A 22,991-nucleotide genomic window follows, 5' to 3' on the forward strand; every position below is an offset into this window, starting at 1 on the left:
GGCCGGGTCCTCAGTGCCGCTGGCCGAGCAGGCGGGTGGCCAGCACCGCCGCCTGCGTACGCCGCTCCAGGCCGAGCTTGGCCAGCACGCTGGAGACGTAGTTCTTCACCGTCTTCTCGGCCAGGAACATCTTGCCGGCGATCTCCCGGTTGGTGAGCCCTTCGGCCACGTACTCCAGGATCCGCCGCTCCTGCTCGGTGAGCGCCTTCAGCTCGCGCGGCTGCTCGACGCCGCTGCGGATCCGCTCCAGCACCCGGGTGGTGATCGCCGGGTCGAGCAGCGACTGCCCGGCCGCCACCCGGCGCACCGCGTCCACCAGGTCGGTGCCCCGGATCTGCTTGAGCACGTAGCCGGCGGCCCCGGCCATGATCGCGGCGAAGAGCGCCTCGTCGTCCTCGTACGAGGTGAGGATCAGGCCCTTGATCGAGGAGTCCACGGCCCGGATGTCCCGGCACACGTCGATGCCGTTGCCGTCGGGCAGCCGGGCGTCGAGGATCGCCACGTCGGGGCGGAGCGCCGGGATGCGGCGGGCCGCCTCCTGGGCGGAGCCGGACTCACCCACCACCTCGATGTCACCGCTGTTGGTGAGCAGGTCGGCAAGGCCACGACGAACGACCTCATGGTCGTCGAGCAGGAACACCCGGATCATTCGTCCTTTCTACCGCCACGCCCCGGTGTCGTGCACGGGCCGAAGGTCCCGACCCCGGCGCGGCGGCGGGCAGACGGTCCCGCCGAGGTGGGGACCTTGGGCCCTGCTCGCACAACCCCTGGTTGACGCACCGTTGATGGGAACGACCGGGAGGCGACACCGCCCGCCCACGGAGGGAGCAGCATCATGACCACCGGCTTCACCGTCGAGCAGTTGCGGGCCGCCGTCACCGACGCCGTCCGGGCGCCATCCCTGCACAACACCCAGCCGTGGCGGTTCCGGCTGCACGACGGCGGGATCGAGCTGTCCGTCGACCCGCTGCGCCGGTTGCCGGCCACCGACCCGAGCGGCTGGGGCGCCCGGATCGCCTGCGGGGCGGCCCTGTTCAACCTGCGGCTGGCCCTCGCCGTGGCGGGCACCCCGGCCACGGTCCGGCTCCGCCCGTACCCCGCCGACCCGAACGTGGTGGCCCGACTCGTCCCGGACGTGCCGCGCCGCCCCACCCCCACCGAGCAGAGCCTGTACGCGGCGATCGGCCACCGGTTCAGCAACCGCGCCCCGTTCTGGCCCGACCCGGTCCCCGCCGAGGCCCGGTGGCGGCTCGGCGAGGCCGCCCGGGCCGAGCACTGCTGGTTGGAGCTGCTGATCGGCACCAGCGCGGTCAACGCGTTCGCCGAGATCACCCGCAGCGCCCACCGCGTCCTCGAACGGGACCCCGCGTACGTGGCCGAGCGGGCCGCCTGGATCCGCTCCGAGCCCGCCCCCGACGGCGTGCCGACCACCGCCGCCGGCCCGCAGGGCGAGCCGCAGGACCTGCTGCCGCAGCGCGGCTTCGGGGGCCGCGACCGGGCCCCGGGGCGGGACTTCGAACCGGAACCGCTGGTCGCGGTGCTGGGGTCGCCGGGAAACACCAGCGCCGACCAGGTCGTCGCCGGCCAGGCCCTGCAACGGGTGCTGCTGGCCGCCACCGACGCCGGGCTGAGCGTGTCGATGATCTCCCAGCCGATCGAGGTGTCCGGGGCGCGGGAGGCGCTGCGGCTCTCCCTGGGCCGGTTCGGCACCCCGCAGATGGGGTTGCGGATCGGGTACGGCCAGCCGGGGCGACCGACGCCCCGCCGGTCGGTCGACGAGGTGCTCGACGTGCCGATGCCGCAGCCGTGAACAGCACGCACTGAGGCCGGGCCGTCATTTGAGCAAGGCCACCTCCCGCTCGGGGTCGAGCCCCACCGTCGCCCGCGCCGGCCGCCCCGCCCGCGCTGGCACCCGGCCCACCTCGCCCAGCCAGCGCCAGGTGTCGGCGACCGTCTCGGCCACCGGCCGGCAGACCAGCCCCGCCGCGTACGCCCGCTCGATACCCATCTCCTGCAGCCAGCGGTACTCGTGCCCGACCGGGATCCAGATCGGCAGGTCGTTCCAGGGCTCGATGCCTGCGGCCAGGATCGGCCCCGGGTCCGTCCAGCGCAGGGCCGCGTCCGCGCCGGTCACCGCCACGGCCGCGTCGAGCAGCTCACCCATCGTCGTGTGCCCGGTCCGGCTCACCACGTTGTACGCCCCGCCGGCCCCTTCAGCGCCCCGATCCAGCAGCCAGATCGCCAGGTCCCGGACGTCGATGTACTGCACCGGCAGGTCGCGCGGCCCCGGGGCCAGCACCGCTCCGCCCCGGGCGATCCGCCGCAGCCACCACGGCAGCCGCCCGATGTCCTCGCCCGGCCCGAGGATCAGGCCGGCGCGCGCCAGCAGCGCCCGCTCGCCGAAGACCTCCACCGCGGCCCGCTCCCCGCCGGCCTTGAGCTGCGGATAGTCGCCGTCGACCGCGTCAGCCGACGCCTCGACGACCGGCGCGTCCTCGGCCGTGCCCGGCTGCACCGGCTCGGTGTAGACCGAGCCGCTGGAGACGTAGCAGTAGTGCCGGACCGAGCTGGCCAGTGCGCGGGCCGCGTCCCGCACCGCCCGCGGTGCGCCGTCCCAGGTGTCCACCACCAGGTCCCACTCACCGCCGGTGAGCGCCGCCAGCCCATCCGGCGCCGTCCGGTCACCCCGCAACCGGCGTACGCCCACCGGCGCGACGCCGTGCAGCCCCCGGTTGAACACCGTCACCGACCAGCCACGGCGTGCCGCCTCGGTCACCACGGCCCCACCGACGAATCCCGTTCCACCCAGCATCAGCAGCCTCATACGCCCCAGCCTGCCCGCTGCCGGCCCGGGCTAGGCGTCCCGTTCGCGGTCGGCGGATCTGCCCAGAGCAGAAGCCCCGGCCTGCCCGCCCCTGCCCGGCAGCCGCCCTGCCGGTGTGGGGTGAATGTCCGGTTGCCGGTTGCCGGGTGACTGTCGCGTTGGTGGGTGGAACGGTATGGAGGTCACGGGAGTCGTTTGACGTCCATGCCGTTCCACTGACGGCCTCGATGTTTGGGCGGCGCGGGTGCCGCTGGGGTGTTGTGTCCGGTTTGTGGGTGTGGTCGGGGGGTCCCGGGGGCGGAATGGCTGGTGGGGGTCGGTCGTTGAACACGGGTGCACGGCCGAGGAGGACGCCCCCGCCTGGCGGGGTGCGTGAGGCCCGGAATGATGGCGGGCCGCCGGTCGTTGTACACGGTCCCGGCGCCGCGTAGAGGCGAGCTTCCTCGCCCCGTGGGCCAGCCGGTTGAAGTCTTTCCCCCTGTTTTTGGGCGCCTGACGTGGTGCTTGCGCATGATGCCGACCCCCATCGGCGTGTGCGTCGACCCCCGAATGGAGCTTTGTCATGAATTCGATGCTGCGTAAGAGCATTCTTGGTGTTGCTGGTCTGGCTTTCACCGGTGGTGTGTTCGCTGGTCCGATCGCTGCTCATGCTGCTGAGCCGGTGCACGCCGCCCCGGCCGTCGCGGTGCAGGCCGGTAAGCCGGCCGTGGACATGGGCAAGTTGATTCCGCATGGTGTGCAGGGCGCGCAGTCGAAGATCGCTCTGAACGATGAGCAGACCGCGGATGCGAAGGCGATCATCGCGGCGACGAAGAAGGCCGGTATGCCGGAGCGGGCGGCGGTCATCTCGATCGCCACGAGTCTGCAGGAGTCGAAGCTGGAGAACCTGGGTCACCTGGGTGACCAGAACGATCACGACTCGCTGGGTCTGTTCCAGCAGCGCCCCTCCTCCGGTTGGGGCACCCCGGAGCAGATCACGAACCCCGAGTACTCGACCACCGCGTTCCTGAAGGGCCTCAAGCAGGTCGACGGGTGGCAGGACATGCCCCTGACCAAGGCCGCGCAGACCGTCCAGGTCTCGGCGTACCCGGACGCGTACGCCCAGTGGGAGCAGCAGGCCGCTGACCTGGTCGCCCAGTACTGGAACAACTGACCCCGCTTGAACGACACGTTGGCCGGCACCCCGAACCCGGGGTGCCGGCCAACGGCATCTCCAGATCTTGGACCGTTATCGTCGTCCAGCGCGAACGGAACCTCTCCACGATCCGGCCGCCCGGTGGCGGCGCCACGACGGGAGTGATTCCCACCTGGTCCAGCAGTGGCCCGGCAAGCGCGTATCCGATCGGCCCGGCAAGCAGGTTAGCGGTGATCACGAACGCGATCACCTTGGACGTCGGGGTTTGATGTCGAGGCTGCGCGGCACCAGGTCGACGTGTCCCGGTACCCCCTGGCCGTTTCCGGCTCGCTCGGTCCTGCCTGGCCTTGCTTGGCTCGCTTGGCGGCTTGGCCGTGCGCGGGATGCGGCAAGTCGTGCTGTTCGGCGTCGGGGAGAGCCACGTTGCCGCACACCGCGTTGATCATGGTTGCCCGGCCTGCCCCGGCCCCGCTAGGCGAGCTACGGCGATCCACCGCGGATGGCTGAGTCGCTTACGACATCAAGTCTGTAGGGAAGCGTGAGGGACATCCGGTCCCGGTGCGGCGCCGCCCTGAGGAGGTGCGGCGGCTTGAAAGGACAGGCCCAGGGCCCTTCCGGGCACCCTGCGCCCAGGCGAGATGCCGCGGAGAGATCCGGGCGCGACACGCGGGTGGGACTAGGCGTGTGGCGGGCCCTCGTCGCGCGACCGCGGCGCGGGCCGTCCCGCGCGCTGCAGCCCGAGGTGGCCGGGGAGCCGGCGTACCACCGCCGCGAACGCCTGCGGAGCGGGCCGGCGGGTCACCATGAACAGGGTGAGCCTGCCGGGGATCGACATGGTTGTCACCCGTTCCCCCTCCTGAGCGTAGGCGAGCCCGAGCCCGCGGGGCAGGACGGCCGGGCAGCCCAGCAGTCGGGCCATCCGCACGGCGGTCTCGGCAGTGGCCGCCGTGCGGGGCCTGGCACCGAGTTCGGAGAGTCGTTGGTGCAGCGTGTCCGTGGACATGTCGTAGGTGTAGGCGACGACGTCGAGGCCGGCGAAGGGTCGCCGGCCGCCTTTGACCGACAGCGCCGCCGGTGTCAGACGTGCCAGGCGGTCGCTCGCGACGGGTACGGCGCTCACGGTGGCCGGCAGGCGCATCTGATTGGCGATGGCGACGAAGGCCGCATCCAGCGACCCTTCGCCGACCCATTCCACGAGCCGGTCCCCATGGTCCGTGACCTGGTTCACGATGACGCCGTCCAGCAACTCTTCCAGTGCGGGGAACAGCCAGGGCGCAAGACTGCCGAAGGTGCCGACATTGAGCGTCGTCGCCCGCGCCGCCGCTCGCGCCCGGTCGAAGATCCCCCCGAGGTGATCGAGCACGTGCGCCGCCTCGGCGTAGAGCGCGCGACCGGCCGGCGTCGGTCGCGCTCCCGTCGTGTCGCGGTCGAAGAGCTGCTCGCCGATCCGTCGTTCGAGGGCCGCCAGGCGGTTGCTCGCGGCTGGCTGGCTGATCAGCAGTTCCCGGCCGGCGGCCCCGAGCGAACCGTGCCGCGCGACGGCCTCGACCAGCCGAAGATCTTCGACGGACGGGAATGAGCTCATAGCCCACCATTATGAGCTGCCGTGCGGATCCGGCTCCTACCAGCGGGTTCTGCCCGGCCGGAGGATCGGTCCGTGAACGCCAGACGTGACATCGCCGCCATGCTGACAACCACCTTCGTGGCCTGGATGGGTCAACGCACAACGGCCGTCGCGCTACCGCTCGTCGCGCTGGCCGAAACCGGTTCCGCCTGGTCGACCGGACTGGTCGGCGGAGCGGTCGGGCTCCCCATGCTGGCATCGCCGTGGTGGGCGCGGGGCCTGCGTCAGCGACTGACCACAGGCAGGGCCCTCGCCGGCGTACTCGTGATCCAGGTGGTCGGGCTGCTCGTCGTGCCCGTCGGCGCGGCCGTCGGGACGATCAGCGCCGCCCACCTCGCCGCCGCCGGGCTCGTCACCGGCTGCGCCACCGCGCTCAGCGGGCCAGGGCAACGAGCCCTGCTCTCGGACATCTGCGACCGTCTCGGTCCCACCGTCGCAACGAAGATGCTCGCCTGGCAGGACTTCGCGCACCGCGTCACGATGATCCTCGCCCCACCGGCCGCCGGTTGGGCCGTCACGGTCGGCGGGCCGTTGCCCCTGCTCTGGGCCGAGGCCCTCGGGGTCAGCGCCGCAGCGGCGCTCCTGCTGACCGTACGCGGCACCGCGACAGTTGCCGCCGCAGCTCGACCGGCCGGCGCGCCCGCCCTGCGTCACGTGCTGGCCCGGCATGGGGACATCCGCCGCGCGGTGACGATGTCGGGAGTCGGCGGACTCGTATGGTTCGCCTTCACCCTCGGCCTCGCGATCCTCGGCGTCGAGACCGGACGGCCCGGGCTGCTCATCTCGGCCGGCATGACCGGGTACGGCGTGGGCTCGCTCGCCGGTGCCCTGCTGGCGCCGGTGCTCGTACCGCGGCTTCCGGCGCTCCCGACGATGGCGACCGGATGGGCCGTTCTGGGCGCGGCATTCCTGGCCCTACCCGCCGTGACGTCGTCCCTCACCCTCCTGGGGTGCGTGGCCGCGGTTGGCGGCTTCGCCATGCCGCTCGGCATCGGCGCGCTCAACCGCCTCATCACCACACACACCGAAGGCGCCGACCGGCGAGCCGCCTTCGCGGCCGAGAGCTTCGTGCACGACGGCGCGGTCTCGATCGGCCTGCTCGCCGGGGGTGCGGTCATCGGCCTCGTCGGCGCCGGACCGACGCTCGTCGCGGCCGGCGCCGCCCAGCTGGTCGCCGCGCTGCTTGCCGGACCGTGGCTGAGCGTGCCACGCAGACGCCGCCGTTCGCTGGCGCCGTCTGCTCGGATAGGTGTGGGCGATACTGGGTTTGAACCAGTGACCTCTTCCGTGTCAAGGAAGCGCGCTCCCACTGCGCCAATCGCCCGAGCGCACGCCGGGTCGGAACACCGGCGACGGTCGACCCCGTGAGGGGCGGATCGCGAGCGGACGACGGGATTCGAACCCGCGACCCTCACCTTGGCAAGGTGATGCGCTACCAGCTGCGCTACGTCCGCGTGTCGCCGGCTTGCGTCGGCGACGGGTAGAACTGTACCCGATGGCAAGATCGCCGTGCGGCAGCCCCCCGCCCGTGGGGCGCCGGCCGTGGCCGGCGCCCCGTTCGCGCGTCGGGTCAGCCCCGCATGAGCCCGTTGAGCGTGCCGTAGTCGACGGCATCGGCGAGGGCGTCGTACGTCCCGGCGGCGAGTGCCTCCTCGGCCGCCCGGCGGGCCACCGCGTACGCCGCCTGCGCCACGGAGGAGCCGAGGCTGACCCGGGCCACCCCCAGCTTCGCCAGCTCCGGCACGGGTGGTGCGCCCGGCCCGGCGAGCACGTTCAGCGGTGCCGGGATCGCCTCGACCAGGGCGGCCAGCGTGCCGGGGTCGACCGTCCCGGGCACGAACACCCCGTCGGCGCCGGCCGCCAGGTACGCCCGGGCCCGCGCCACTGTCTCCGCGATGCCCCCGGCGCCCCTCAGGAACGTGTCGACGCGCGCGTTGACGAACAGCGGGATCCCGGCCCGGTCCGCGGCGGACCGGACGGCTGCCAGGCGGTCGCACTGGTCGTCGACCTCCCGCAGTGGCGTCGCCCCGCCGTGCCGGGCGTCCTCGACGTTCACCCCGACGGCACCGGCCGCGATCACCGCCGCGATGGTCCCGGCAACCTCGTCGGCGGTGTCGCCGTACCCGGACTCGATGTCGGCGGTGACCGGCAGCGGCACCGCCGCGACGACCCGGCGCACCAGGTCGACGGCGGCGTCACGGCCGAGAGCGTCGCCGTCCGGCGCGCCGAGGCTCCAGGCCACGCCGGCGCTGGTGGTGGCGACCGCGCGGGCGCCGGCGGCGGCGACGATCCGGGCGCTCGCGGCGTCCCAGGCATTCACCAGGACCAGCGGCTCGCCGGGGACGTGCAGGGAATGGAAGTGCAGGGCTCGGGTGTGGTGATCGTTCACCCGACCAGTCTGGGTGGGCGAGGCCGTCGGCCCTATTGTTTCAGTCCTGACTGAAACGAAGGAGGCGGTGTGGTCGCGATCGGTCTGTCGGCGGGCGCCGTGGCGCGGGTCCGCTTCGCGCTCTCCTGCCTCTGGGAGGTTGTCGCCAGCGTGCGGGTGCTGCGCGACCCGGGCCAGCACGCGATCCACCTGCCCTGGGTGAACCGGGTCCAGCCGCGCCTGGCCGAGGCGGGCCTGGTCAGCACCGACAGCGGCCTGCTCTGGCAGCTCGTCCCGCCCGCGCCGGGCTACCTCGCCGACTTCCTCAACCCGCCACCCGTCGGTCTGGCCCCCGACCTCGGGCAGGAACTGGCCGTGCTGCGCGCCACCCCGCCCAGGACCGTCCGCGCCCACCTGGACCTCTACCCCGGCCTCCGCCCCCCGGCCCTGTCCGCCCTCTACGCCGACCCTGAAAAGGGGCTGCACCGGCTCGCCGAGGAGATCGAGGCGTACTGGCGGCTGGCCCTGGCCGGGGACTGGCCCCGGATCCGGGCGCTGCTCGACGCGGAGGTGTTCCGGCGGGCCCGCCGGCTGGCCGAGGACGGCGCGGCCGGGTTGCTCAACGACCTGCACGAACGGGTCCGCTGGGAGGACGACGCCCTGCTGATCAACCAGCGCCACTGCGCGGCGCCGGACGTGCCGGACGGCAGCGGGCTGGTCCTGGTGCCCTCGGTCTTCGTCTGGCCGTCCGTGCTCAGCATCGCGGCTGGCGACCTGCCCCAGCTGGCCTACCCGGCCCGGGGCGTCGGCGCGCTGTGGGAGTGCCCGCCGACCGCGCCGGACGCGTTGAGCGCCGTGCTCGGCCGGGGGCGGGCACGGCTGCTCGCCGAGCTGGGCACGCCACGGTCGAGCACCGAGCTGGCCCGGCGGACGGGCCTGTCCCCGGCCGGGGTGTCGCAGCACCTCACCGCGCTGCGGGCAGCTGGCCTCGTGGTGACGCACCGGCAGGGCCGGTCGTTGCTGAGCAGCCGGACGGCTGTCGCGGAGGCGCTCCTGACCGCCTCCGCCTGACGCGGTGCGGGCAAATACCATCGGAGCAACAGAAAGGCTCGTCACCGAGGTCCGGTGACGAGCCTTTCTGTTCATCGAATTGGTGGGCGATACTGGGTTTGAACCAGTGACCTCTTCCGTGTCAAGGAAGCGCGCTCCCACTGCGCCAATCGCCCTCGTCTACTGCCGAGGTGGAGACGGGATTTGAACCCGTGTACACGGCTTTGCAGGCCGTTGCCTCGCCTCTCGGCCACTCCACCGAGCTTGCCCCCGACATGCATGGTGGCATATCTCCGAGCGGACGACGGGATTCGAACCCGCGACCCTCACCTTGGCAAGGTGATGCGCTACCAGCTGCGCTACGTCCGCGTGTCCCCGGTGTTTCCCGGTGACGGATGAGAACTTTAGCCGAGCCCGGAACCGTTGCCAAATCGGGGTGGTCTTTCGGGCGCGTCCGGGTGACGGCGTCCCGCTTCGCGTAGAGCTTCCGGGTGGCAAGAGCCCGCCGGGCCCGGGCGCCGCGCGCCGACACGCTTGCCGGCAACTGTCCGGCTTCCGACTGAGACGCGTCCGACCGGCCGCTCAGGTAACTCCTCGTGGTCACGTCAATGGGTTACGGTAACGCCGTGACGAGACGCGCCGCCGATATCCGCCTGGATGCCCTGCTTCGCACGGCCTGTGACGTGATCGCGGAACGTGGCCTCGCCAACACTCGCACCGCCGATGTGGCGGAAGCCGCCGGAGTCAGCCAGGCCCTGGTCTTCTACCACTTCGCGACGAAGGACCGGCTGCTCGCACAGGCGTTCGCGTACGCCGTCGAGCAGGATCTGACCCGGCTCGACGCGGTGATCCGCTCCTCCGCCCCGCCGCTGGCGAAGCTGCGCCGGATGCTCCGCCTCTACGCCCCGGCCGGCCGGGCGACCTCGTGGTCCATCTGGATCGACGGCTGGGCGGAGTCGCTGCGCACCCCCGAGCTGGAGAAGCTCTCCCGCCGGCTCGACCTGCGCTGGCGGCAGGATCTCGCCCAGGTGATCTCCGACGGGGTGGCCGAGGGCACCTTCGACTGCCCGGATCCGGCGGGCGCGGCGTGGCGGATCAGCGCGGTGATGGACGGCCTGGCCGTGCAGCTCGCGGTCCACGAGCGGGTGATCACCCGGCGGCAGATCGCCCAGTGGATCCGCCTCGTCGCCGCGCGCGAGCTGGGGTTGGAGCCGGGCCAGCTCGACTGAGGCCGGCCGCAGGCCATACGAGAGAATCACCCGGTGTCCAACCTGTCCGCGGCCTTCATCCGGCTGCACGCCCGACTCGCCCCGGTGGCCTTCGTCCCCGAGGTGCGGCTGCACCAGGCCGACGAGCCGATCGGCCTCTGGGAGCTGACCGAGGGTGAGTTCCGCAGCACCCAACCGCCACCGTTCTGGGCCTTCGCCTGGGCCGGCGGGCAGGCGCTCGCCCGCTACGTCACCGACCACCCCGAACTGGTCGCCGGGCGGCGGGTGCTCGACCTCGCCTCTGGCTCCGGCCTGGTCGCCATCGCCGCCGCCCGGGTGGGCGCCGCCGCCGTCCGGGCCGTGGAGGTGGACGAGCGGGCGGTCGCGGCCGTCGCGCTCAACGCCGAGGCCAACGGGGTACGCGTCGACGCCGAACTCGGCGACATCCTCGACGGGGACGCCGGGGACGCCGAGGTGGTGCTGGCCGGGGACGTCTTCTACAGCGAGGCGATGGCGCGACGGATGCTGCGCTTCCAACTCAAAGCCGCTCGATCCGGGGCCCGGGTGCTGGTCGGCGACCCCGGCCGGGCGTACCTGCCCCGCGAGCGGTTCCACGAGCTGGCCGGCTACGACGTGCCGGTGCCGGAGGCGCTGGAGGGCGTACGGGTGAAGCACACCACCGTGTGGGAGCTGGATCCCACTCCCCCGGGGGCCGCCCGTTAGCGTGTCGTCCGTGCTGTTTCGGGGCTGGGGAGAGGCCGTCGACGGTCCGTGGCCCGACGTGGCGACCGTGGTCGACCACGTCGGCGTGCCGCATCTGGTGGTGACCCGGCACGCCCTGGTCCGGCGGCTGCTCACCGACCCGGAGACGTTCCGGCCGGACAACGCCCTCGACGCGGTGACCCCGATGCCGGTGGCCGCCCTGCGGGTCCTCGCCGGGCACCGGTTCCGGCTGCCGCCCACGCTGGCCAACAACTCGGCCGCCAGCCACCCCGAGATCCGGGGCATCGTCGCCGACGCGCTGCACCCCGACCGGGTGGCCGCGCAGCAGCCCTGGCTGACCGACCTGGTGCGGCGCCGGGTGGCCCGGCTCGCCACCACCCTCGACGCCGGCGAGCCGGTCGACCTGTACGCCGAACTCGCCGCCGACCTGCCGCTGCTGGTGCTGGCCCGGCTGGTCGAGCTGCCGGACGCCCCGGTCGGCGCGGTCAAGGACTTCGCCCGAGCCGCCCTGGAACTGTTCTGGGCGCCGCTCGACGAGCCCCGGCAGCTCGCCCTCGCCACCGAGGTCGGCCGGTTCCACACCGCGCTGCGCGCGTTCGCCGCGACCGGCGGTGGGCTGGCCGCCCGGCTGCGCGACGCCGGGCACTCCCCCGACGTGGTCGTCGGCGCCCTGTTCTTCCTGCTGGTCGCCGGGCAGGAAACCACCTCGCAGTTCCTCACCCTGCTGCTGCACCGGCTGACCGGCGAACCGGCGGTGCGGGCCGGGCTGCGCGCGGGCGGGATCGCGGTCGCCGACGTGGTCGAGGAGGGGCTGCGGCTGGAGCCGCCGATCGTCACCTGGCGGCGGGTGGCGGCGGTGGACACCACGCTGGGCGGCACCGCCGTCGCGGCGGGCACCAGCATCGTGGCCTGGCTGGCCCGGGCCGGCCGGGACCCGGAGGTGCTCGCCGAGCCCGGCGAGTTCCGGCCCGGGCAGCGCGGCTCCCGGCGGCACCTGGCCTTCGGGGCCGGGCCGCACCGGTGCGTTGGCGCGCAGCTGGCCCGGATGGAGGCGGCCGTGGTGGTCGCCGAGGCGACGCCGCTGCTCGACGGGGTGACCGTGGTCCGCCCGCCGTGGTGCCCGGACAACCTCACCTTCCGGATGCCGGACGCCTTCGTGATCCGCCGGCCCTGACCCGTCGGACGCCGGAACACCGAGCCAGCGGGTCAGGTGGTCAGCTCGCGTCCTCGGCCCAGGCCCGCCAGTCGTCGAGCACCCCGTACAGGCTGGGGGTGAGCCAGCCCGGGGCGGACCGACGGAAGACACCCGGGTCCATCCCGCCGGCGCCCATCGGCACCGCGCCGAGCAGGTTGGGCGCCAGCTCGGTCAGGTTGGCCCAGTGCACCAGCTCCGGCTCGGCCGGCCAGGCGCCGATCACCACACCCGCCGGGATCGCCCGGCGCTCCAGCGCCTCAAGGGTGAGCGCGGTGTGGTTGAGCGTGCCGAGCCCGGCGCGGGCCACCACCACGGCCGGCGCGCCCAGCGACACAGCCAGGTCGGCCACCGTCCAGGGCTCGCCCGAGGGCCGCAGCCCCATCGGCACGAGCAGCCCGCCGGCCCCCTCCACCAGCACCAGGTCGTGCTTGTCGGCCTCCTCGCGGACGGCGTCGACGGCGGCGTAGAGCTCCAGCGGCGGAAGCTCCGCGACCCGGGCCGCGGCGAGCGGGGCGAGCGGGTCCGGGTAGCTGGCGAGAGTGCGGCCGGTCAGCGGGGCGGCCAGCCGGGTCACCGAGTCGACGTCGCCGGGGTCGCCGGTGGCCGTACCGGTCTGGCCCGGCTTGATCACCGCGACCCGCAGCCCGGCGGCCTGCGCGGCGGCGATGATCGCCGCGGTCACGACGGTCTTGCCCACCTCGGTGTCGGTACCCGTCACCAGCACCGGCCCGGTCCAGCCAGCAGTCATGGTGCACACTCCACAATCACGTCCAGGGCCCGCGCGAAGTCCGCCCGAGCCACCCCGGCGCTGATGGTCAACCGGAGCCGGGAACGGCTGTCCGGGGTTGACGGGGGCCGGAAGCAGCCCACCGCGACGCCCCGCTCCCGGCACGCGGCGGCCCACGCGGTCGCCGCCTCCGGGCCGGGCGCGGTCACCGACACCACCGCCGCGTCGGGCGCGGAGACGTCCAGCCCAGCACCGCCCAGCCGGCGGACCGCGAGCGCGGCCCGCTCGGCCAGCTCGGCGCGGAGCCCGTCGCCGGCCCGGGCCAGGCCGACCGCCGCCAGCACGCCGGCGGCCACCGCCGGGGGCAGCGCGGTGTCGAAGATGAACGTCCGCCCGGTCTCCACCAGGTGCCGGACGAACTCCGCCGGCCCGGCGACCACCCCGCCGGCTCCGCCGAGCGCCTTGGAGAGCGTGGCGGTCACCACCACGTCCGGCGCTCCGGCCAGCCCCGCCGCGGCCACCCCGCCCGCCCCGGCCGGGCCGGTGACGCCGAGCGCGTGCGCGTCGTCGACCAGCAGCAACGCGCCGTGCCGGCGGGCCACGGCGTGCAGCTCGGCCAGCGGAGCGAGGCCGCCGTCGACGGAGAAGACCGACTCGGTGACCACCACCGCGGGCCGGCCCGGGGCGGCGGCCAGCGCGGCGGCCACCGCGTCGACGTCGGCGTGCGGGGTCACCACGGTCTCCGCGCCGGAGATCCGGCAGCCGTCGATCAGCGAGGCGTGATTGTGCGCGTCGGAGACGAGCAGCGTACGCGGCCGCGCCAGGCCCCGGATGGCCGCGATGTTGGCCAGGTAGCCGGAGGAGAAGACCAGCGCCCGGTCGGTGCCGAGCCAGCCCGCGAGGGCGTCCTCCAGCGCGTGGTGGGCGTCGGTCGAGCCGCGCACCAGCCGTGATCCGGTGGCCCCCAGCCCGTACGCGGAGAGCGCCTGCGCCGCCGCGGCGGTGACCTCGGGGTGGGTGGCCAGGCCGAGGTAGTCGTTGCCGGCCAGGTCGACCACGGCGTCGCCGGCGGCGCGTGGGCGCAGCGTACGGGTGAGCCCCGCCCTGGCCCGCAGCTCGGCGCGACGGTGCAGAGCCGCCAGCCAGTCCGCCACTGTCACTCCCCTGCCGTCGACCGTTTCGCGGGGCGAAATTACCACCCACCCTCCGAACCTCGACGGAAGCGGCCTGGGCGCTGCCGACCGACGACCTGCCCGACCAGCATCCGGAGCCCGTTTTTCGCCGTCCGCGGGCCTTGTAGGGTACGAGCCATGCCAGAGATCCTCGACCAGGCCCGGACCCAGGTGCTGGAGAACGGCGTCGGCCTCGACCAGGCCGGCGTCCTTGCCGTGCTCAACCTGCCCGACGAGCACCTCCCCGCCGCCCTCCAGCTCGCCCACGAGGTACGGATGCGCTGGTGCGGCCCGGAGGTCGAGGTCGAGGGCATCATCTCGCTGAAGACCGGCGGCTGCCCGGAGGACTGCCACTTCTGCTCGCAGTCCGGCCTGTTCACCTCGCCGGTCCGCTCGGTCTGGCTGGACATTCCCAACCTGATCGAGGCGGCGAAGCAGACCGCCGCGACCGGGGCGACCGAGTTCTGCATCGTGGCCGCCGTGCGCGGTCCCGACGCCCGGCTGATGAAGCAGATGCGCGAGGGCGTGGCCGCCATCAAGGCGGAGGTCGACATCCAGGTCGCCGCCTCGCTGGGCATGCTCACCCAGGAGCAGGTCGACGAGCTGGTCGAGATGGGCGTGCACCGCTACAACCACAACCTGGAGACCTGCCGCTCCTACTTCCCGAACGTGGTCACCACGCACTCGTGGGAGGAGCGCTGGGAGACCTTGACGATGGTCCGCGAGTCGGGCATGGAGGTCTGCTGCGGCGGCATCCTCGGCTTGGGCGAGTCGGTCGAGCAGCGGGCCGAGTTCGCCGCGCAGCTCGCCGCGCTGGACCCGCACGAGGTCCCGCTGAACTTCCTCAACCCGCGCCCGGGCACCCCGCTCGGCGACCGGCCGGTGGTGGAGGGCAAGGACGCGCTGCGGGCCATCGCCGCGTTCCGGCTGGCGATGCCGCGGACCATCCTCCGGTACGCGGGCGGCCGGGAGCTCACCCTCGGCGACCTGGGCACCCGGGACGGCCTGCTCGGCGGCATCAACGCGGTCATCGTCGGCAATTACCTGACCACACTGGGCCGGTCGGCGACCGACGACCTGAAGCTGCTGGACGACCTGAAGATGCCGGTCAAGGCGCTGTCGGCGACCCTCTGAGGTGATGGTGACCGAGCTTGTCGAGCCCGCGGCGGCGCGGCACTGGTGTGACCGCTGCGGCGAGCCGGCCGACGCCGGCGGGCACGAGGCGTGCGCGGCGGCCCGGGCGTTGGAGCCGCCGCGCTACTGCGCGCACTGCCGTCGCCGGATGAAGGTGCAGGTGGTGCCGACCGGCTGGTCGGCGGTCTGCGTCGAGCACGGCGAGATTCGGGGCTGACCGATGCTGCGTGGGCGGGCGGTGACGTTGCGACCGGCGACGGACGCGGACGTGCCCGCCCTCGCGGCGATCCGGGCCACCCCGGAGGTCCGACGCTGGTGGCGCGGCGGCGACGACCTGGCCGGGGAGATCCGCGCCGACCTGGCCGACGACGAGTTGACCGTCTACGCCATCGAGCACGACGGCCGGGTGATCGGGGCGATCCAGTGGTCCGCCGAGACCGAGCCGGACTACCGCCACGCCGGCCTGGACCTCTTCCTCGACCCCGAGGTACGCGGCGCGGGCCTGGGCGGGGACGCCATCCGCACCCTGGTCCAGCACCTGATCGACGAGCATGGCCATCACCGGTTCACCATCGACCCCGCGGCGGCCAACACCGCGGCGATCCGCGCGTACGCGAAGGTGGGCTTCCGCCCGGTGGGCATCCTGCGCCGCTACGAGCGTGGCGCCGACGGCCGCTGGCACGACGGCCTGCTGATGGACCTCCTCGCCGACGAACTGGCCAACTGAGTCAGCGGGTACGGATCCAGTAGCGCCGGCTCCGGCCCAGCTCGGTGTCCCGGACGTCCTCCAGCACGCCGCCGTGCCGCTCGATGGTCCGGGCCGAGGCGGTGTTGTCGTCGGCGCAGGTGACCAGGACCGGGTCGACGCCGCGCCGGGCGGCCTCGGCAAGCGCCGCGCCCAGGGCGAAGGTCGCCACGCCCCGCCGCCGGGCGGCGGGGCGCACGCCGTAGCCGATGTGGCCGCCGGCGCGCAGCAGGAAGTCGTTGAGGCGCAGCCGCAGCGAGATGGCGCCGAGCACCTCGTCTGCCTCGACGATCCACCAGTAGACCGCGGGGACCCAGCCCTCCGGCAGCCGGGACTCGTCCGCGCCGGCCCGCAGCCGGTCCACCCAGGTCGCGAAACCCTCCGGCGAGTCCACGTCGTCGGCGGGGTGCAGCCCGCTGCCGTCCTGGTGGACGCCCCGCCCCCAGTCGTCGCGGGCGGCCAGCCAGGACTTGTGCAGACGGGTGGTCGGAGCGATCAACTCGGGCATGCGGAGACGTTAGCCCAGTCGGGTGTCCCGGGCCATCGGGTTACCACCCGGTCAGCGGTCCCAGATCAGGTGCCCGTCGGGGAGACGGTGGGCGCCCTCGGCCGGCCGGTGCGGGCTGAGCCGGCCGTCGGGCATGAGGTGCCGCACCGGGACCCCGTGACCGAGCGCCGCCACGTCGGCGATCAACCGGCGGTGGCAGCGCCACCAGACGCTCTCGCTGCACAGCACCGCCGTGGTCCGGCGCCCCGCATCCGCGAGCACCTCGTCCAGCGCCGCGTCGAAGTCGGGGGTACGGGTGTACGCCGCGTACGCCCGGAATGCCGCGACCGTCCACCAGGTGTCCGGCTCGGGCTCGCCGGCCGGAACGTGCCGCCGGCCGCCGAGGCGGGGCTCCCAGCGGTAGTCGATGCCCCGCTCCGGCAGCCAGTGTTCGAGCGCCTCCCGCCGTACGTCGGGGTTGGTCCGGCTGGCCGGGTAGCGCCGCACGTCCACCACCAACGCCACTCCCGCGCCGGCCAGCAACTCCCCCAGCCGCTCCCGATCGGCCGCCCCGTGCCCCACGGTCAGCAACACCCGCCCAGCTTTCCCCGGAATCTTGGAGAGTTACCGTCCGCCACGAACGGTAACTCTCCAAGATCCGTGGCCGGTCACCGTCCGTGCAGGGAGCGGTGACCGGCCACGATCCGGCGGGCGCGGTCAGGAGACGGTGCAGGCGGTGCCGTTGAGGGTGAAGGAGGTGGGCTTCGGGTTGGTGCCGGTGTGGGTGCCGTTGAAGCCGAAGGTGGTCGACGCCCCCGGCGTCAGCGTCCCGTTGTACGACAGGTTCGTCGCGGTCACCGCGGTGCCGGTCTGCGTGTAGTTGGCCGACCAGCCCTGGCCGACCTTCTGCCCGGTGTTGGGGAAGTTGAACGCGAGCGCCCAGCCGTTGATCGCCGTCGTGCCGGTGTTGGTGAGCGTGATGTTCGCGGTGAACCCGTCGTTCCAGTCGCTGGTCGCGTACTCAACCTTGCACGGTGCGGTGGGCTGGGCCGGCGCCGTGGTCACCGTGACCGTGGGCGACGGGGCCGAGACGTTGCCGGCGGCGTCGAAGGCGACCACGTAGTACACGTACGTGGTCGAGGGGGTCAGCCCGGTGACGGCGTACGTGGTGCCGGTGACCGTGGTGACCAGGGTGTCGGTGGACCCGTTCCGCCGGTAGACCCGGTAGCCGGTGACGCCGACGTTGTCGGTGGACGGCCCCCAGGTGAGGTTGAACCCGTTCGGGCCGATCGCCGAGGCGGTCGGGGTGCCGGGCGCCGTCGGCGGGGTGGTGTCCGAGGTTCCGGCCGGGGTGGTCACCTCCAGCACCGGCGAGTACGCCGACCGGTTGCCGGCGCCGTCACGGGCGCTCACCTTGAACCGGTACGTCCGGGCCGGCTGGAGCGAGCTGACGGTCAGCGTGTTGGTGGTGCTCTGGTACATCACCAACGCGTCGCTGCCGACCGTCTCCTGGGAGACGTCGTAGCCGGCCAGGCCGCTGCCGCCGGTGTCGGTGGAGGGGGACCAGGTCAGCGTGACGGAATTGGCGGTGAGCCCGGACGCGACCGGGGTGCCGGGCACGGTGGGCGGGATGGTGTCCGAGGTGCCCGTCCCGGGCTCCTCACCCCAGACCCGTACGCCGTCGGAGTAGAGCGGCACCTTGCGGTTCGGCCCGGCGGTGGTCTGGTACGACGGGTCGTTGGCCGGGTTCCACGTGCCGCCCTCCGGCACGCCGACCTTGAACTGCACCTCCATCCGGTGCTGCGACTGCCCCGTCGGGGCGATGGTGTAGCCGGTGCAGTCGACCTCGACGTACCAGATGTCGCCGCTGTACTGCTTGGCGGTGGTCGGCGACGGGCAGCCCTGGGTGTAGCCGGGGGTGACCTGGACCGGGCCGGTGCCGTCCGGGCGGAAGTAGTAGCGGAACTTCGCCGTCTTCAGCGCCCGGGCCGGGAAGGCCGACTTGTTGTAGATCATCACCTTGAGCCCGGTGGCTCGGGGCTCGTTCTGCATCACCGTGGTCTCCACGGTCAGCTCGTCCATGTCCGGCTGTTCGGCGACCGGGAAGCCGGCGAGCGGGGTGCCGCCGTACTCCTTGGTCAGCCGGACCAGGGCGGAGGTGAAGCCGGCGTTGTAGTCGGTGGCGACCTCGTTCATCACGTAGTCGGACCGGCTGTCGGTGTACGCGTCGTTCGCCGACGACGGGCCGCCGACCAGCGCGCCGAAGAGCACGTGCCGGGTCTCGGTGGGCACGGTCATGCTGTCCCACCAGGAGCCGTGCGCGGTGCGGTGGTGCGGGTTCTTCGGGGAGTTGGCACCGAAGCCGATCACGTAGCTGGAGTTGCGCGGGTTGTCGCCGAGCGCGTAGTTGATCTGCCGGACGGCGAAGTCGTGGTAGCGGGCCTTGCGGGTGGCGTCGGTGGTCTTGTCGCTGTAGACCAGCGCGGCGAACGCGGTGTTGGCGGCGTAGCGCAGCGCGCCCCAGGAGTCGAGGACCGCCATCCCGCCCGGCGAATAGTTCACCTTCGAGCCGTTGACGCCGACGGTCCACCAGTCGAGCCAGCGGTTGGCGTCGTCCACGTACTTCTGCTTGCCGGTGAGGTTGGCCAGCAGCACGTACGCCCCGAACTGCTTGTTGTCCCAGGCGATCGTCCACTTGTAGGAGCGGGTGGTGCTCTGCGGCTCGGTGCCGAGCTTGTCGTACTCGTTCTCCGCCTTGGTCAGGTAGCTGGCGTCACCGGTGGCCCGGTAGAGCCAGATCGCGCCCCAGACCAGCTCGTCCTGGTAGCCGCTCCAGGACTTGTAGAAGTTGGTCGCATCGGTGATGCACTCGTGGTAGCTCTTCCGCACCGTGTCGGCGAAGGTGTAGAGCTGCTTCGCGTGGGTGAGCAGCTTGTCGGCGTAGGTGGCGTCGGTCGGTCGGAAGACCATCGACGAGGCGGCCATCGCCGCCGCCGTCTCCCCCGCCAGGTCCGCGCCGCCGCAGCTCGCGTCGATCTTGTACGCGGGCCGCGCCATCGGCAGCACCTCGGCCGGCCCCCACCACTTGTGGTCGTCGTCGCCCTTGCCAATCTGTCCATAGAGGACGTTCGGCGACGGGTGGGCCTTGACGAAGTAGTCGTTGACCCAGCGCAGGTTGTTGAGCAGATTGTTGAGCTGGCCGGAGGAGACGTAGCCGTCCCGGTACTCGACCGCACCCCAGGCCAGCATGGTGGCGCTGAACGCCATGGGGAAGCCGAACTTCACGTGGTCGCCGGCGTCGTACCAGCCGCCGGTGAGGTCGAGCCCGACGTCGGCGCCGTCGGTGAGCGCCGAGTCGCCCCGCCAGGAGACCCGGCTCCAGGCGGGCTTCTTCCCGGACTGCTGCGCCTCGTAGAAGAACAGCGACTTCTGCAACGCCTCGGCGTAGTTGAAGGTGGGCGCGGCGGCGGCCGGCGCGGCCGCGGGAAGGGTGACGGCGGTGGCGAGGCCGACAGCCAGGGCGGCGCCGGCGGCGAGCAGGCGGCGCAGCCGGGACCGGCCACGGGGTGGCGGAATCCGAGGGGGCATGGCGAGCTCCTGTGGGTGACGCAGGGCGGCTCCGAGCGGACGGCGATCGGAGCTCCCCTGGGTGGTGGGGTGGGTGGAACCATGCGGCGCGGGAGCGCTCCCATGGATAGTCGACAATGTAATGTCGATGTCACCCGTTTGGGAAGACGAGCCGCTCCGCCCAGCTCTGGCTTGATTGACCGAGATCGCCAACGAACGGGCCACATGAGATCATGTGGCGTCCCCTCTCCCAATTTCGGAGGATTCCTCATGTCAAAGCGTCGGCACGCGGCCCTCACCGCCGCCGCCGCCACTGCCTGCCTGGCCTTCGCCGCTCCAGCCTGGGCCGCCGGCAATCCGCACAACCCACCGGGCGACAACGGCACCGTGAAGATCGACGGAATGCCGTTCACCGACAAGGTGGACAACCAACCGCACGTCACCTGCGAATTCGAGCTGGAGTTCTTCAACTTCGACGAGGGGCAGCGGGCGAACCTCACCCTCTGGGCGCAGCCGCCGTCCGCCACCCCGAAGGACAAGGTCGTCTGGTCTCAACAAGACGTGTTGATCAGCGACGACCCGGCCTCCGGCGCGGCGAACGACCACGACGCGGTCATCAAGCTCTCCGCGAACAACCTGGACCTGACCGGGCTGAAGCTGCACCCGAAGCAGGGCTACCACATCAAGCTCGACGTGAAACTGGTCGGCGGCAAGTCGTCCGACGGCAAGCACAAGGTCTTCTGGCTACAGCCGTGCGATTCGTCGAAGTCGCCGTCACCGAACCCGGGCGAAGAACCCTCAAACCCGGGCAAAGAGCCCTCGAACCCGAACGAGGAGCCCTCGAACCCGAACGAGGAGTCGCCGGCCCCGGGTGAGTCCGGCGACACGCCGGAGACCCCGTCGCCGAACTCCTCGGTGGACGGCGGCGTCGGCGGTGGCAGCGACAACGGTGGCGGCCTGCCGCTGACCGGCGTGGCGGTGACCGGCATCGCGCTCACCGGCCTCGTTCTCGTCGGCGGCGGCGCCGCGCTAATGGCGCTCCGGCGCCGGCGCGACAAGATCACCTTCACCAGCTGACCTGACACATCAGCCCTGACCGGCCGCCGGACCTCGGTCCGGCGGCCGGTTCGCGTATCCGGGTGTCACCGCGCCGACGGGCAACCCCGGCCGACGCCACCCTGACGTGGATCACATGATCGACCAACCCCGATGGCCTGTCCGCGTACTCGCAGGTGCAAGCCGGTGTCGGATGGCCGGGAGCGGCGCCAACCGATGGACGCGGCGTCCTGGGATACGGGCGTACGGTTGCCCGCGCGCTCGGCCACGCGGGACAGTACCCGTCATCAGCGGTGCCATCGACGCCGCCGCTCCCCGGACAACCTGAGGAGATCGCGATGGCACTTCGAATCGCTGACGGCACCGCCTGGTCTGACACTCTCGCCCGCGCGGTGACCGCCGCGCCCGAAGCCTTCGGCACGGCGCCTGACGGCGGTGCCGTCCTGCACAACCTGACCGAAGGCGGGTGGCGGGCGGTCGGCACGCCGACCCCGGTCCGCACCCCGCTCGACAACACCGTCCTGGTGCACCTGGCCCGCCTCGACGCCGACGCCGCGCGCCGGGCCGTCGCGCACGCCGCCACCGCCCACGTCGACTGGGCACAGACCCCGCTCGCCGAGCGCAAGGCCCGGGTCACCGAGGCCCTCGACGCGCTCACCGCCCACCGCGACCTGCTCGCCATGCTGCTGGTCTGGGAGATCGGCAAGCCGTGGCGGCTGGCCTGCGCCGACGTCGACCGCGCCCTGGACGGCGTGCGCTGGTACGTGCAGGAGATCGACCGGATGCTCGCCGACGGCCGCGAACCGCTGCCCGGACCGGTCAGCAACATCGCCTCCTGGAACTACCCGATGAGCGTGCTGGTCCACGCTGAGCTGGTGCAGTTGCTCGCCGGCAACGCGGTGATCGCCAAGACCCCGTCCCAGGGCGGCGCGGTCTGCCTCACCGTGGCGCACGCGCTGCTGCGCCGCGCCGGGCTGCCCGCCACCCTGCTCTCCGGCGGCGGTGAGGAGCTCTCCGAGGTGCTGGTGCGTGCCCCGGAGATCGGCGCGGTGGCGTTCGTCGGCGGCCGCTCCAACGGCGGCAAGGTGGCCGCGGCGCTGCTGGACTCCGACAAGCGGCACTTCATCGAGCAGGAGGGGCTCAACGCCTGGGGCATCTGGAACTTCTCCCAGTGGGACCTGCTCGCCGCGCACCTCAAGAAGGGCTTCGAGTACGGCAAGCAGCGCTGCACCGCGTACCCGCGGTTCGTGGTCCAGCGGGACCTGGTCGACGAGTTCCTCGACATGTACCTGCCGGTCGTCCGCTCGGTCCGCTTCGGACACCCGCTCGCCGTGGACGAGCACTGGTCGGCCGGCGACCCGCTGCCCGAGCTGGACTTCGGCCCGCTGATCAGCGCGGCCAAGGCCGAGGAGCTGCGCCGCAAGGTCGACGAGGCGGTACGCGGCGGTGCGGTGCCGCTGCACCGGGGCAAGCTCGACGGCGCGCCCTTCCTCGACGGGCAGGACACCTCCGCGTACGTGGCGCCGGCGGTGCTGCTCGCTCCGCCCGGCCGGTCCCGGCTGATGCACGCCGAGCCGTTCGGCCCGGTCGACACCATCGTCGTGGTGGACACCACCGACGAGCTGCTGGCCCAGATGAACGCCTCCAACGGCGCGCTGGTCGCCTCCCTCGCCTGCGACGACGAGGAGCTGGCCGGCAAGCTCGCGGTCGACCTGCAGGCCTTCAAGGTGGGCATCAACAAGCCGCGTTCCCGGGGCGACCGGGAGGAGCCGTTCGGCGGCCGGGGCGCGTCCTGGAAGGGTGCCTTCGTCGGCGGCGACCTGCTGGTGCAGGCGGTCACCGTGGACGGCGACGGCCGCCTCTACGGCAACTTCCCCGACTACAGCAGCTACCCGGCCACCTGAGCCCGGCCGCTGACGGCCCGAAACAGGCAGGGCCCCCGCACCGGGGGCCCTGCGGCCGGTCGCCACCGGCGG

20 protein-coding genes, 5 tRNA genes and 1 pseudogene are annotated in these 22,991 nt (G+C 72.9%); 11 read left to right on the plus strand and 15 right to left on the minus strand.

Annotated features, from left to right (window positions below):
- Window positions 1-10 precede the first annotated feature (10 nt).
- Window positions 11-649: a response regulator transcription factor gene (locus AB0C02_RS28360; protein WP_357552056.1), complete on the minus strand. Its 639-nt coding sequence runs from the start codon at window positions 647-649 to the stop codon at window positions 11-13.
- Between the two features lie 186 nt (window positions 650-835).
- Between AB0C02_RS28360 and AB0C02_RS28365 the strand changes: the two genes are divergently transcribed.
- Complete coding sequence (locus AB0C02_RS28365) at window positions 836-1,810, plus strand: nitroreductase (RefSeq protein WP_357552058.1); 975 nt, start codon at window positions 836-838, stop codon at window positions 1,808-1,810.
- A 24-nt stretch (window positions 1,811-1,834) separates the two neighbouring features.
- Here the strand turns inward: AB0C02_RS28365 and AB0C02_RS28370 are convergent, their stop codons facing one another.
- Window positions 1,835-2,824, minus strand: a complete 990-nt coding sequence (locus AB0C02_RS28370) for an NAD-dependent epimerase/dehydratase family protein (protein ID WP_357552060.1) — start codon at window positions 2,822-2,824, stop codon at window positions 1,835-1,837.
- A gap of 562 nt (window positions 2,825-3,386) precedes the next feature.
- Between AB0C02_RS28370 and AB0C02_RS28375 the strand changes: the two genes are divergently transcribed.
- On the plus strand, window positions 3,387-3,977 hold the full coding sequence (locus AB0C02_RS28375; RefSeq protein ID WP_357552062.1) for a hypothetical protein: 591 nt from the start codon (window positions 3,387-3,389) through the stop codon (window positions 3,975-3,977).
- Between the two features lie 658 nt (window positions 3,978-4,635).
- Here the strand turns inward: AB0C02_RS28375 and AB0C02_RS28380 are convergent.
- From AB0C02_RS28380 to AB0C02_RS28400, 5 genes and pseudogenes are all read right to left on the minus strand, one after another.
- The gene (locus AB0C02_RS28380) at window positions 4,636-5,322 is read right to left on the minus strand and encodes a LysR family transcriptional regulator (RefSeq protein ID WP_357552102.1); all 687 of its coding nucleotides are present in this window, start codon (window positions 5,320-5,322) and stop codon (window positions 4,636-4,638) included.
- Between the two features lie 84 nt (window positions 5,323-5,406).
- Window positions 5,407-5,544 (minus strand): annotated as a pseudogene (locus AB0C02_RS28385) (LysR family transcriptional regulator); the annotation flags it as partial.
- 1,291 nt (window positions 5,545-6,835) lie between these two features.
- A tRNA-Val gene (locus tag AB0C02_RS28390) sits at window positions 6,836-6,907 on the minus strand.
- Between the two features lie 57 nt (window positions 6,908-6,964).
- Window positions 6,965-7,037, minus strand: a tRNA-Gly gene (locus AB0C02_RS28395).
- A gap of 116 nt (window positions 7,038-7,153) precedes the next feature.
- Window positions 7,154-7,972 carry an isocitrate lyase/phosphoenolpyruvate mutase family protein gene (locus AB0C02_RS28400; protein ID WP_357552064.1) on the minus strand — a complete coding sequence of 273 codons (819 nt, stop codon included), beginning with the start codon at window positions 7,970-7,972 and terminating at the stop codon, window positions 7,154-7,156.
- A 69-nt stretch (window positions 7,973-8,041) separates the two neighbouring features.
- Between AB0C02_RS28400 and AB0C02_RS28405 the strand changes: the two genes are divergently transcribed.
- A complete protein-coding gene (locus AB0C02_RS28405; protein ID WP_357552065.1) occupies window positions 8,042-9,022 on the plus strand; it encodes a helix-turn-helix domain-containing protein in 981 nt (326 codons plus the stop codon).
- 80 nt (window positions 9,023-9,102) lie between these two features.
- Here the strand turns inward: AB0C02_RS28405 and AB0C02_RS28410 are convergent.
- The 3 genes from AB0C02_RS28410 to AB0C02_RS28420 all read right to left on the minus strand — a co-directional run bounded on the left by AB0C02_RS28410 (window position 9,103) and on the right by AB0C02_RS28420 (window position 9,370).
- Window positions 9,103-9,177 (minus strand) — tRNA-Val (locus tag AB0C02_RS28410).
- A gap of 13 nt (window positions 9,178-9,190) precedes the next feature.
- A tRNA-Cys gene (locus AB0C02_RS28415) sits at window positions 9,191-9,261 on the minus strand.
- Between the two features lie 36 nt (window positions 9,262-9,297).
- A tRNA-Gly gene (locus AB0C02_RS28420) sits at window positions 9,298-9,370 on the minus strand.
- 257 nt (window positions 9,371-9,627) lie between these two features.
- On the opposite strand from AB0C02_RS28420, the gene AB0C02_RS28425 reads away from it, so the two are divergent.
- From AB0C02_RS28425 to AB0C02_RS28435, 3 genes are read left to right on the plus strand one after another with little or no spacing between them, the layout of a single operon-like run.
- Window positions 9,628-10,230, plus strand: coding sequence for a TetR/AcrR family transcriptional regulator (locus AB0C02_RS28425; RefSeq protein WP_357552067.1), 603 nt, complete (start codon window positions 9,628-9,630; stop codon window positions 10,228-10,230).
- 33 nt (window positions 10,231-10,263) lie between these two features.
- On the plus strand, window positions 10,264-10,932 hold the full coding sequence (locus AB0C02_RS28430; RefSeq protein ID WP_357552068.1) for a 50S ribosomal protein L11 methyltransferase: 669 nt from the start codon (window positions 10,264-10,266) through the stop codon (window positions 10,930-10,932).
- Between the two features lies 1 nt (window position 10,933).
- A complete protein-coding gene (locus AB0C02_RS28435; protein WP_357552071.1) occupies window positions 10,934-12,106 on the plus strand; it encodes a cytochrome P450 in 1,173 nt (390 codons plus the stop codon).
- A gap of 40 nt (window positions 12,107-12,146) precedes the next feature.
- Here the strand turns inward: AB0C02_RS28435 and bioD are convergent, their stop codons facing one another.
- Both bioD and AB0C02_RS28445 read right to left on the minus strand, forming a co-directional pair.
- The gene (bioD, locus tag AB0C02_RS28440; RefSeq protein WP_357552072.1) at window positions 12,147-12,875 is read right to left on the minus strand and encodes a dethiobiotin synthase; all 729 of its coding nucleotides are present in this window, start codon (window positions 12,873-12,875) and stop codon (window positions 12,147-12,149) included.
- Window positions 12,872-14,008, minus strand: a complete 1,137-nt coding sequence (locus AB0C02_RS28445) for an 8-amino-7-oxononanoate synthase (protein ID WP_357552073.1) — start codon at window positions 14,006-14,008, stop codon at window positions 12,872-12,874. Before AB0C02_RS28445 ends, bioD begins: the two co-directional genes overlap by 4 nt.
- Before the next feature lie 156 nt (window positions 14,009-14,164).
- Here AB0C02_RS28445 and bioB point away from each other — a divergent pair, with 156 nt between their 5' ends.
- The 3 genes from bioB to AB0C02_RS28460 are packed head-to-tail and all read left to right on the plus strand — an operon-like array spanning window position 14,165 to window position 15,887.
- Window positions 14,165-15,160 (plus strand): biotin synthase BioB, encoded by a 996-nt coding sequence (bioB, locus tag AB0C02_RS28450; RefSeq protein ID WP_357552075.1) that lies wholly within the window; start codon window positions 14,165-14,167, stop codon window positions 15,158-15,160.
- Window positions 15,161-15,164: 4 nt separating this feature from the next.
- A complete protein-coding gene (locus tag AB0C02_RS28455) occupies window positions 15,165-15,377 on the plus strand; it encodes a hypothetical protein (RefSeq protein WP_357552077.1) in 213 nt (70 codons plus the stop codon).
- 3 nt (window positions 15,378-15,380) lie between these two features.
- Complete coding sequence (locus AB0C02_RS28460) at window positions 15,381-15,887, plus strand: GNAT family protein (RefSeq protein ID WP_357552080.1); 507 nt, start codon at window positions 15,381-15,383, stop codon at window positions 15,885-15,887.
- 1 nt (window position 15,888) lies between these two features.
- Here AB0C02_RS28460 and AB0C02_RS28465 read toward each other — a convergent pair whose 3' ends face one another.
- From AB0C02_RS28465 to AB0C02_RS28475, 3 genes are all read right to left on the minus strand, one after another.
- On the minus strand, window positions 15,889-16,413 hold the full coding sequence (locus AB0C02_RS28465; protein ID WP_357552081.1) for a GNAT family N-acetyltransferase: 525 nt from the start codon (window positions 16,411-16,413) through the stop codon (window positions 15,889-15,891).
- A gap of 51 nt (window positions 16,414-16,464) precedes the next feature.
- On the minus strand, window positions 16,465-16,986 hold the full coding sequence (locus AB0C02_RS28470) for a DUF488 domain-containing protein (protein ID WP_357552082.1): 522 nt from the start codon (window positions 16,984-16,986) through the stop codon (window positions 16,465-16,467).
- A gap of 123 nt (window positions 16,987-17,109) precedes the next feature.
- The gene (locus AB0C02_RS28475) at window positions 17,110-19,980 is read right to left on the minus strand and encodes a glycoside hydrolase family 9 protein (protein ID WP_357552084.1); all 2,871 of its coding nucleotides are present in this window, start codon (window positions 19,978-19,980) and stop codon (window positions 17,110-17,112) included.
- Window positions 19,981-20,229: 249 nt separating this feature from the next.
- Here AB0C02_RS28475 and AB0C02_RS28480 point away from each other — a divergent pair, with 249 nt between their 5' ends.
- Window positions 20,230-21,036, plus strand: coding sequence for an LPXTG cell wall anchor domain-containing protein (locus AB0C02_RS28480; RefSeq protein WP_357552085.1), 807 nt, complete (start codon window positions 20,230-20,232; stop codon window positions 21,034-21,036).
- Window positions 21,037-21,353: 317 nt separating this feature from the next.
- The gene (locus AB0C02_RS28485) at window positions 21,354-22,919 is read left to right on the plus strand and encodes an aldehyde dehydrogenase family protein (protein ID WP_357552086.1); all 1,566 of its coding nucleotides are present in this window, start codon (window positions 21,354-21,356) and stop codon (window positions 22,917-22,919) included.
- Window positions 22,920-22,991 lie beyond the last annotated feature (72 nt).

This window comes from Micromonospora sp. NPDC048999, assembly GCF_040649295.1.
GTDB lineage: Bacteria > Actinomycetota > Actinomycetes > Mycobacteriales > Micromonosporaceae > Micromonospora.

Excerpts from the sequence above, each read along its gene's own strand:
- AB0C02_RS28360 (WP_357552056.1), bottom strand. The coding sequence starts at position 649 with ATGATCCGGGTGTTCCTGCTCGACGACCATGAGGTCGTTCGTCGTGGC.
- AB0C02_RS28365 (WP_357552058.1), top strand. The coding sequence starts at position 836 with ATGACCACCGGCTTCACCGTCGAGCAGTTGCGGGCCGCCGTCACCGAC.
- AB0C02_RS28370 (WP_357552060.1), bottom strand. The coding sequence starts at position 2,824 with ATGAGGCTGCTGATGCTGGGTGGAACGGGATTCGTCGGTGGGGCCGTG.
- AB0C02_RS28375 (WP_357552062.1), top strand. The coding sequence starts at position 3,387 with ATGAATTCGATGCTGCGTAAGAGCATTCTTGGTGTTGCTGGTCTGGCT.
- bioD (WP_357552072.1), bottom strand. The coding sequence starts at position 12,875 with ATGACTGCTGGCTGGACCGGGCCGGTGCTGGTGACGGGTACCGACACC.
- bioB (WP_357552075.1), top strand. The coding sequence starts at position 14,165 with ATGCCAGAGATCCTCGACCAGGCCCGGACCCAGGTGCTGGAGAACGGC.
- AB0C02_RS28455 (WP_357552077.1), top strand. The coding sequence starts at position 15,165 with ATGGTGACCGAGCTTGTCGAGCCCGCGGCGGCGCGGCACTGGTGTGAC.
- AB0C02_RS28460 (WP_357552080.1), top strand. The coding sequence starts at position 15,381 with ATGCTGCGTGGGCGGGCGGTGACGTTGCGACCGGCGACGGACGCGGAC.
- AB0C02_RS28465 (WP_357552081.1), bottom strand. The coding sequence starts at position 16,413 with ATGCCCGAGTTGATCGCTCCGACCACCCGTCTGCACAAGTCCTGGCTG.
- AB0C02_RS28475 (WP_357552084.1), bottom strand. The coding sequence starts at position 19,980 with ATGCCCCCTCGGATTCCGCCACCCCGTGGCCGGTCCCGGCTGCGCCGC.
- AB0C02_RS28480 (WP_357552085.1), top strand. The coding sequence starts at position 20,230 with ATGTCAAAGCGTCGGCACGCGGCCCTCACCGCCGCCGCCGCCACTGCC.
- AB0C02_RS28485 (WP_357552086.1), top strand. The coding sequence starts at position 21,354 with ATGGCACTTCGAATCGCTGACGGCACCGCCTGGTCTGACACTCTCGCC.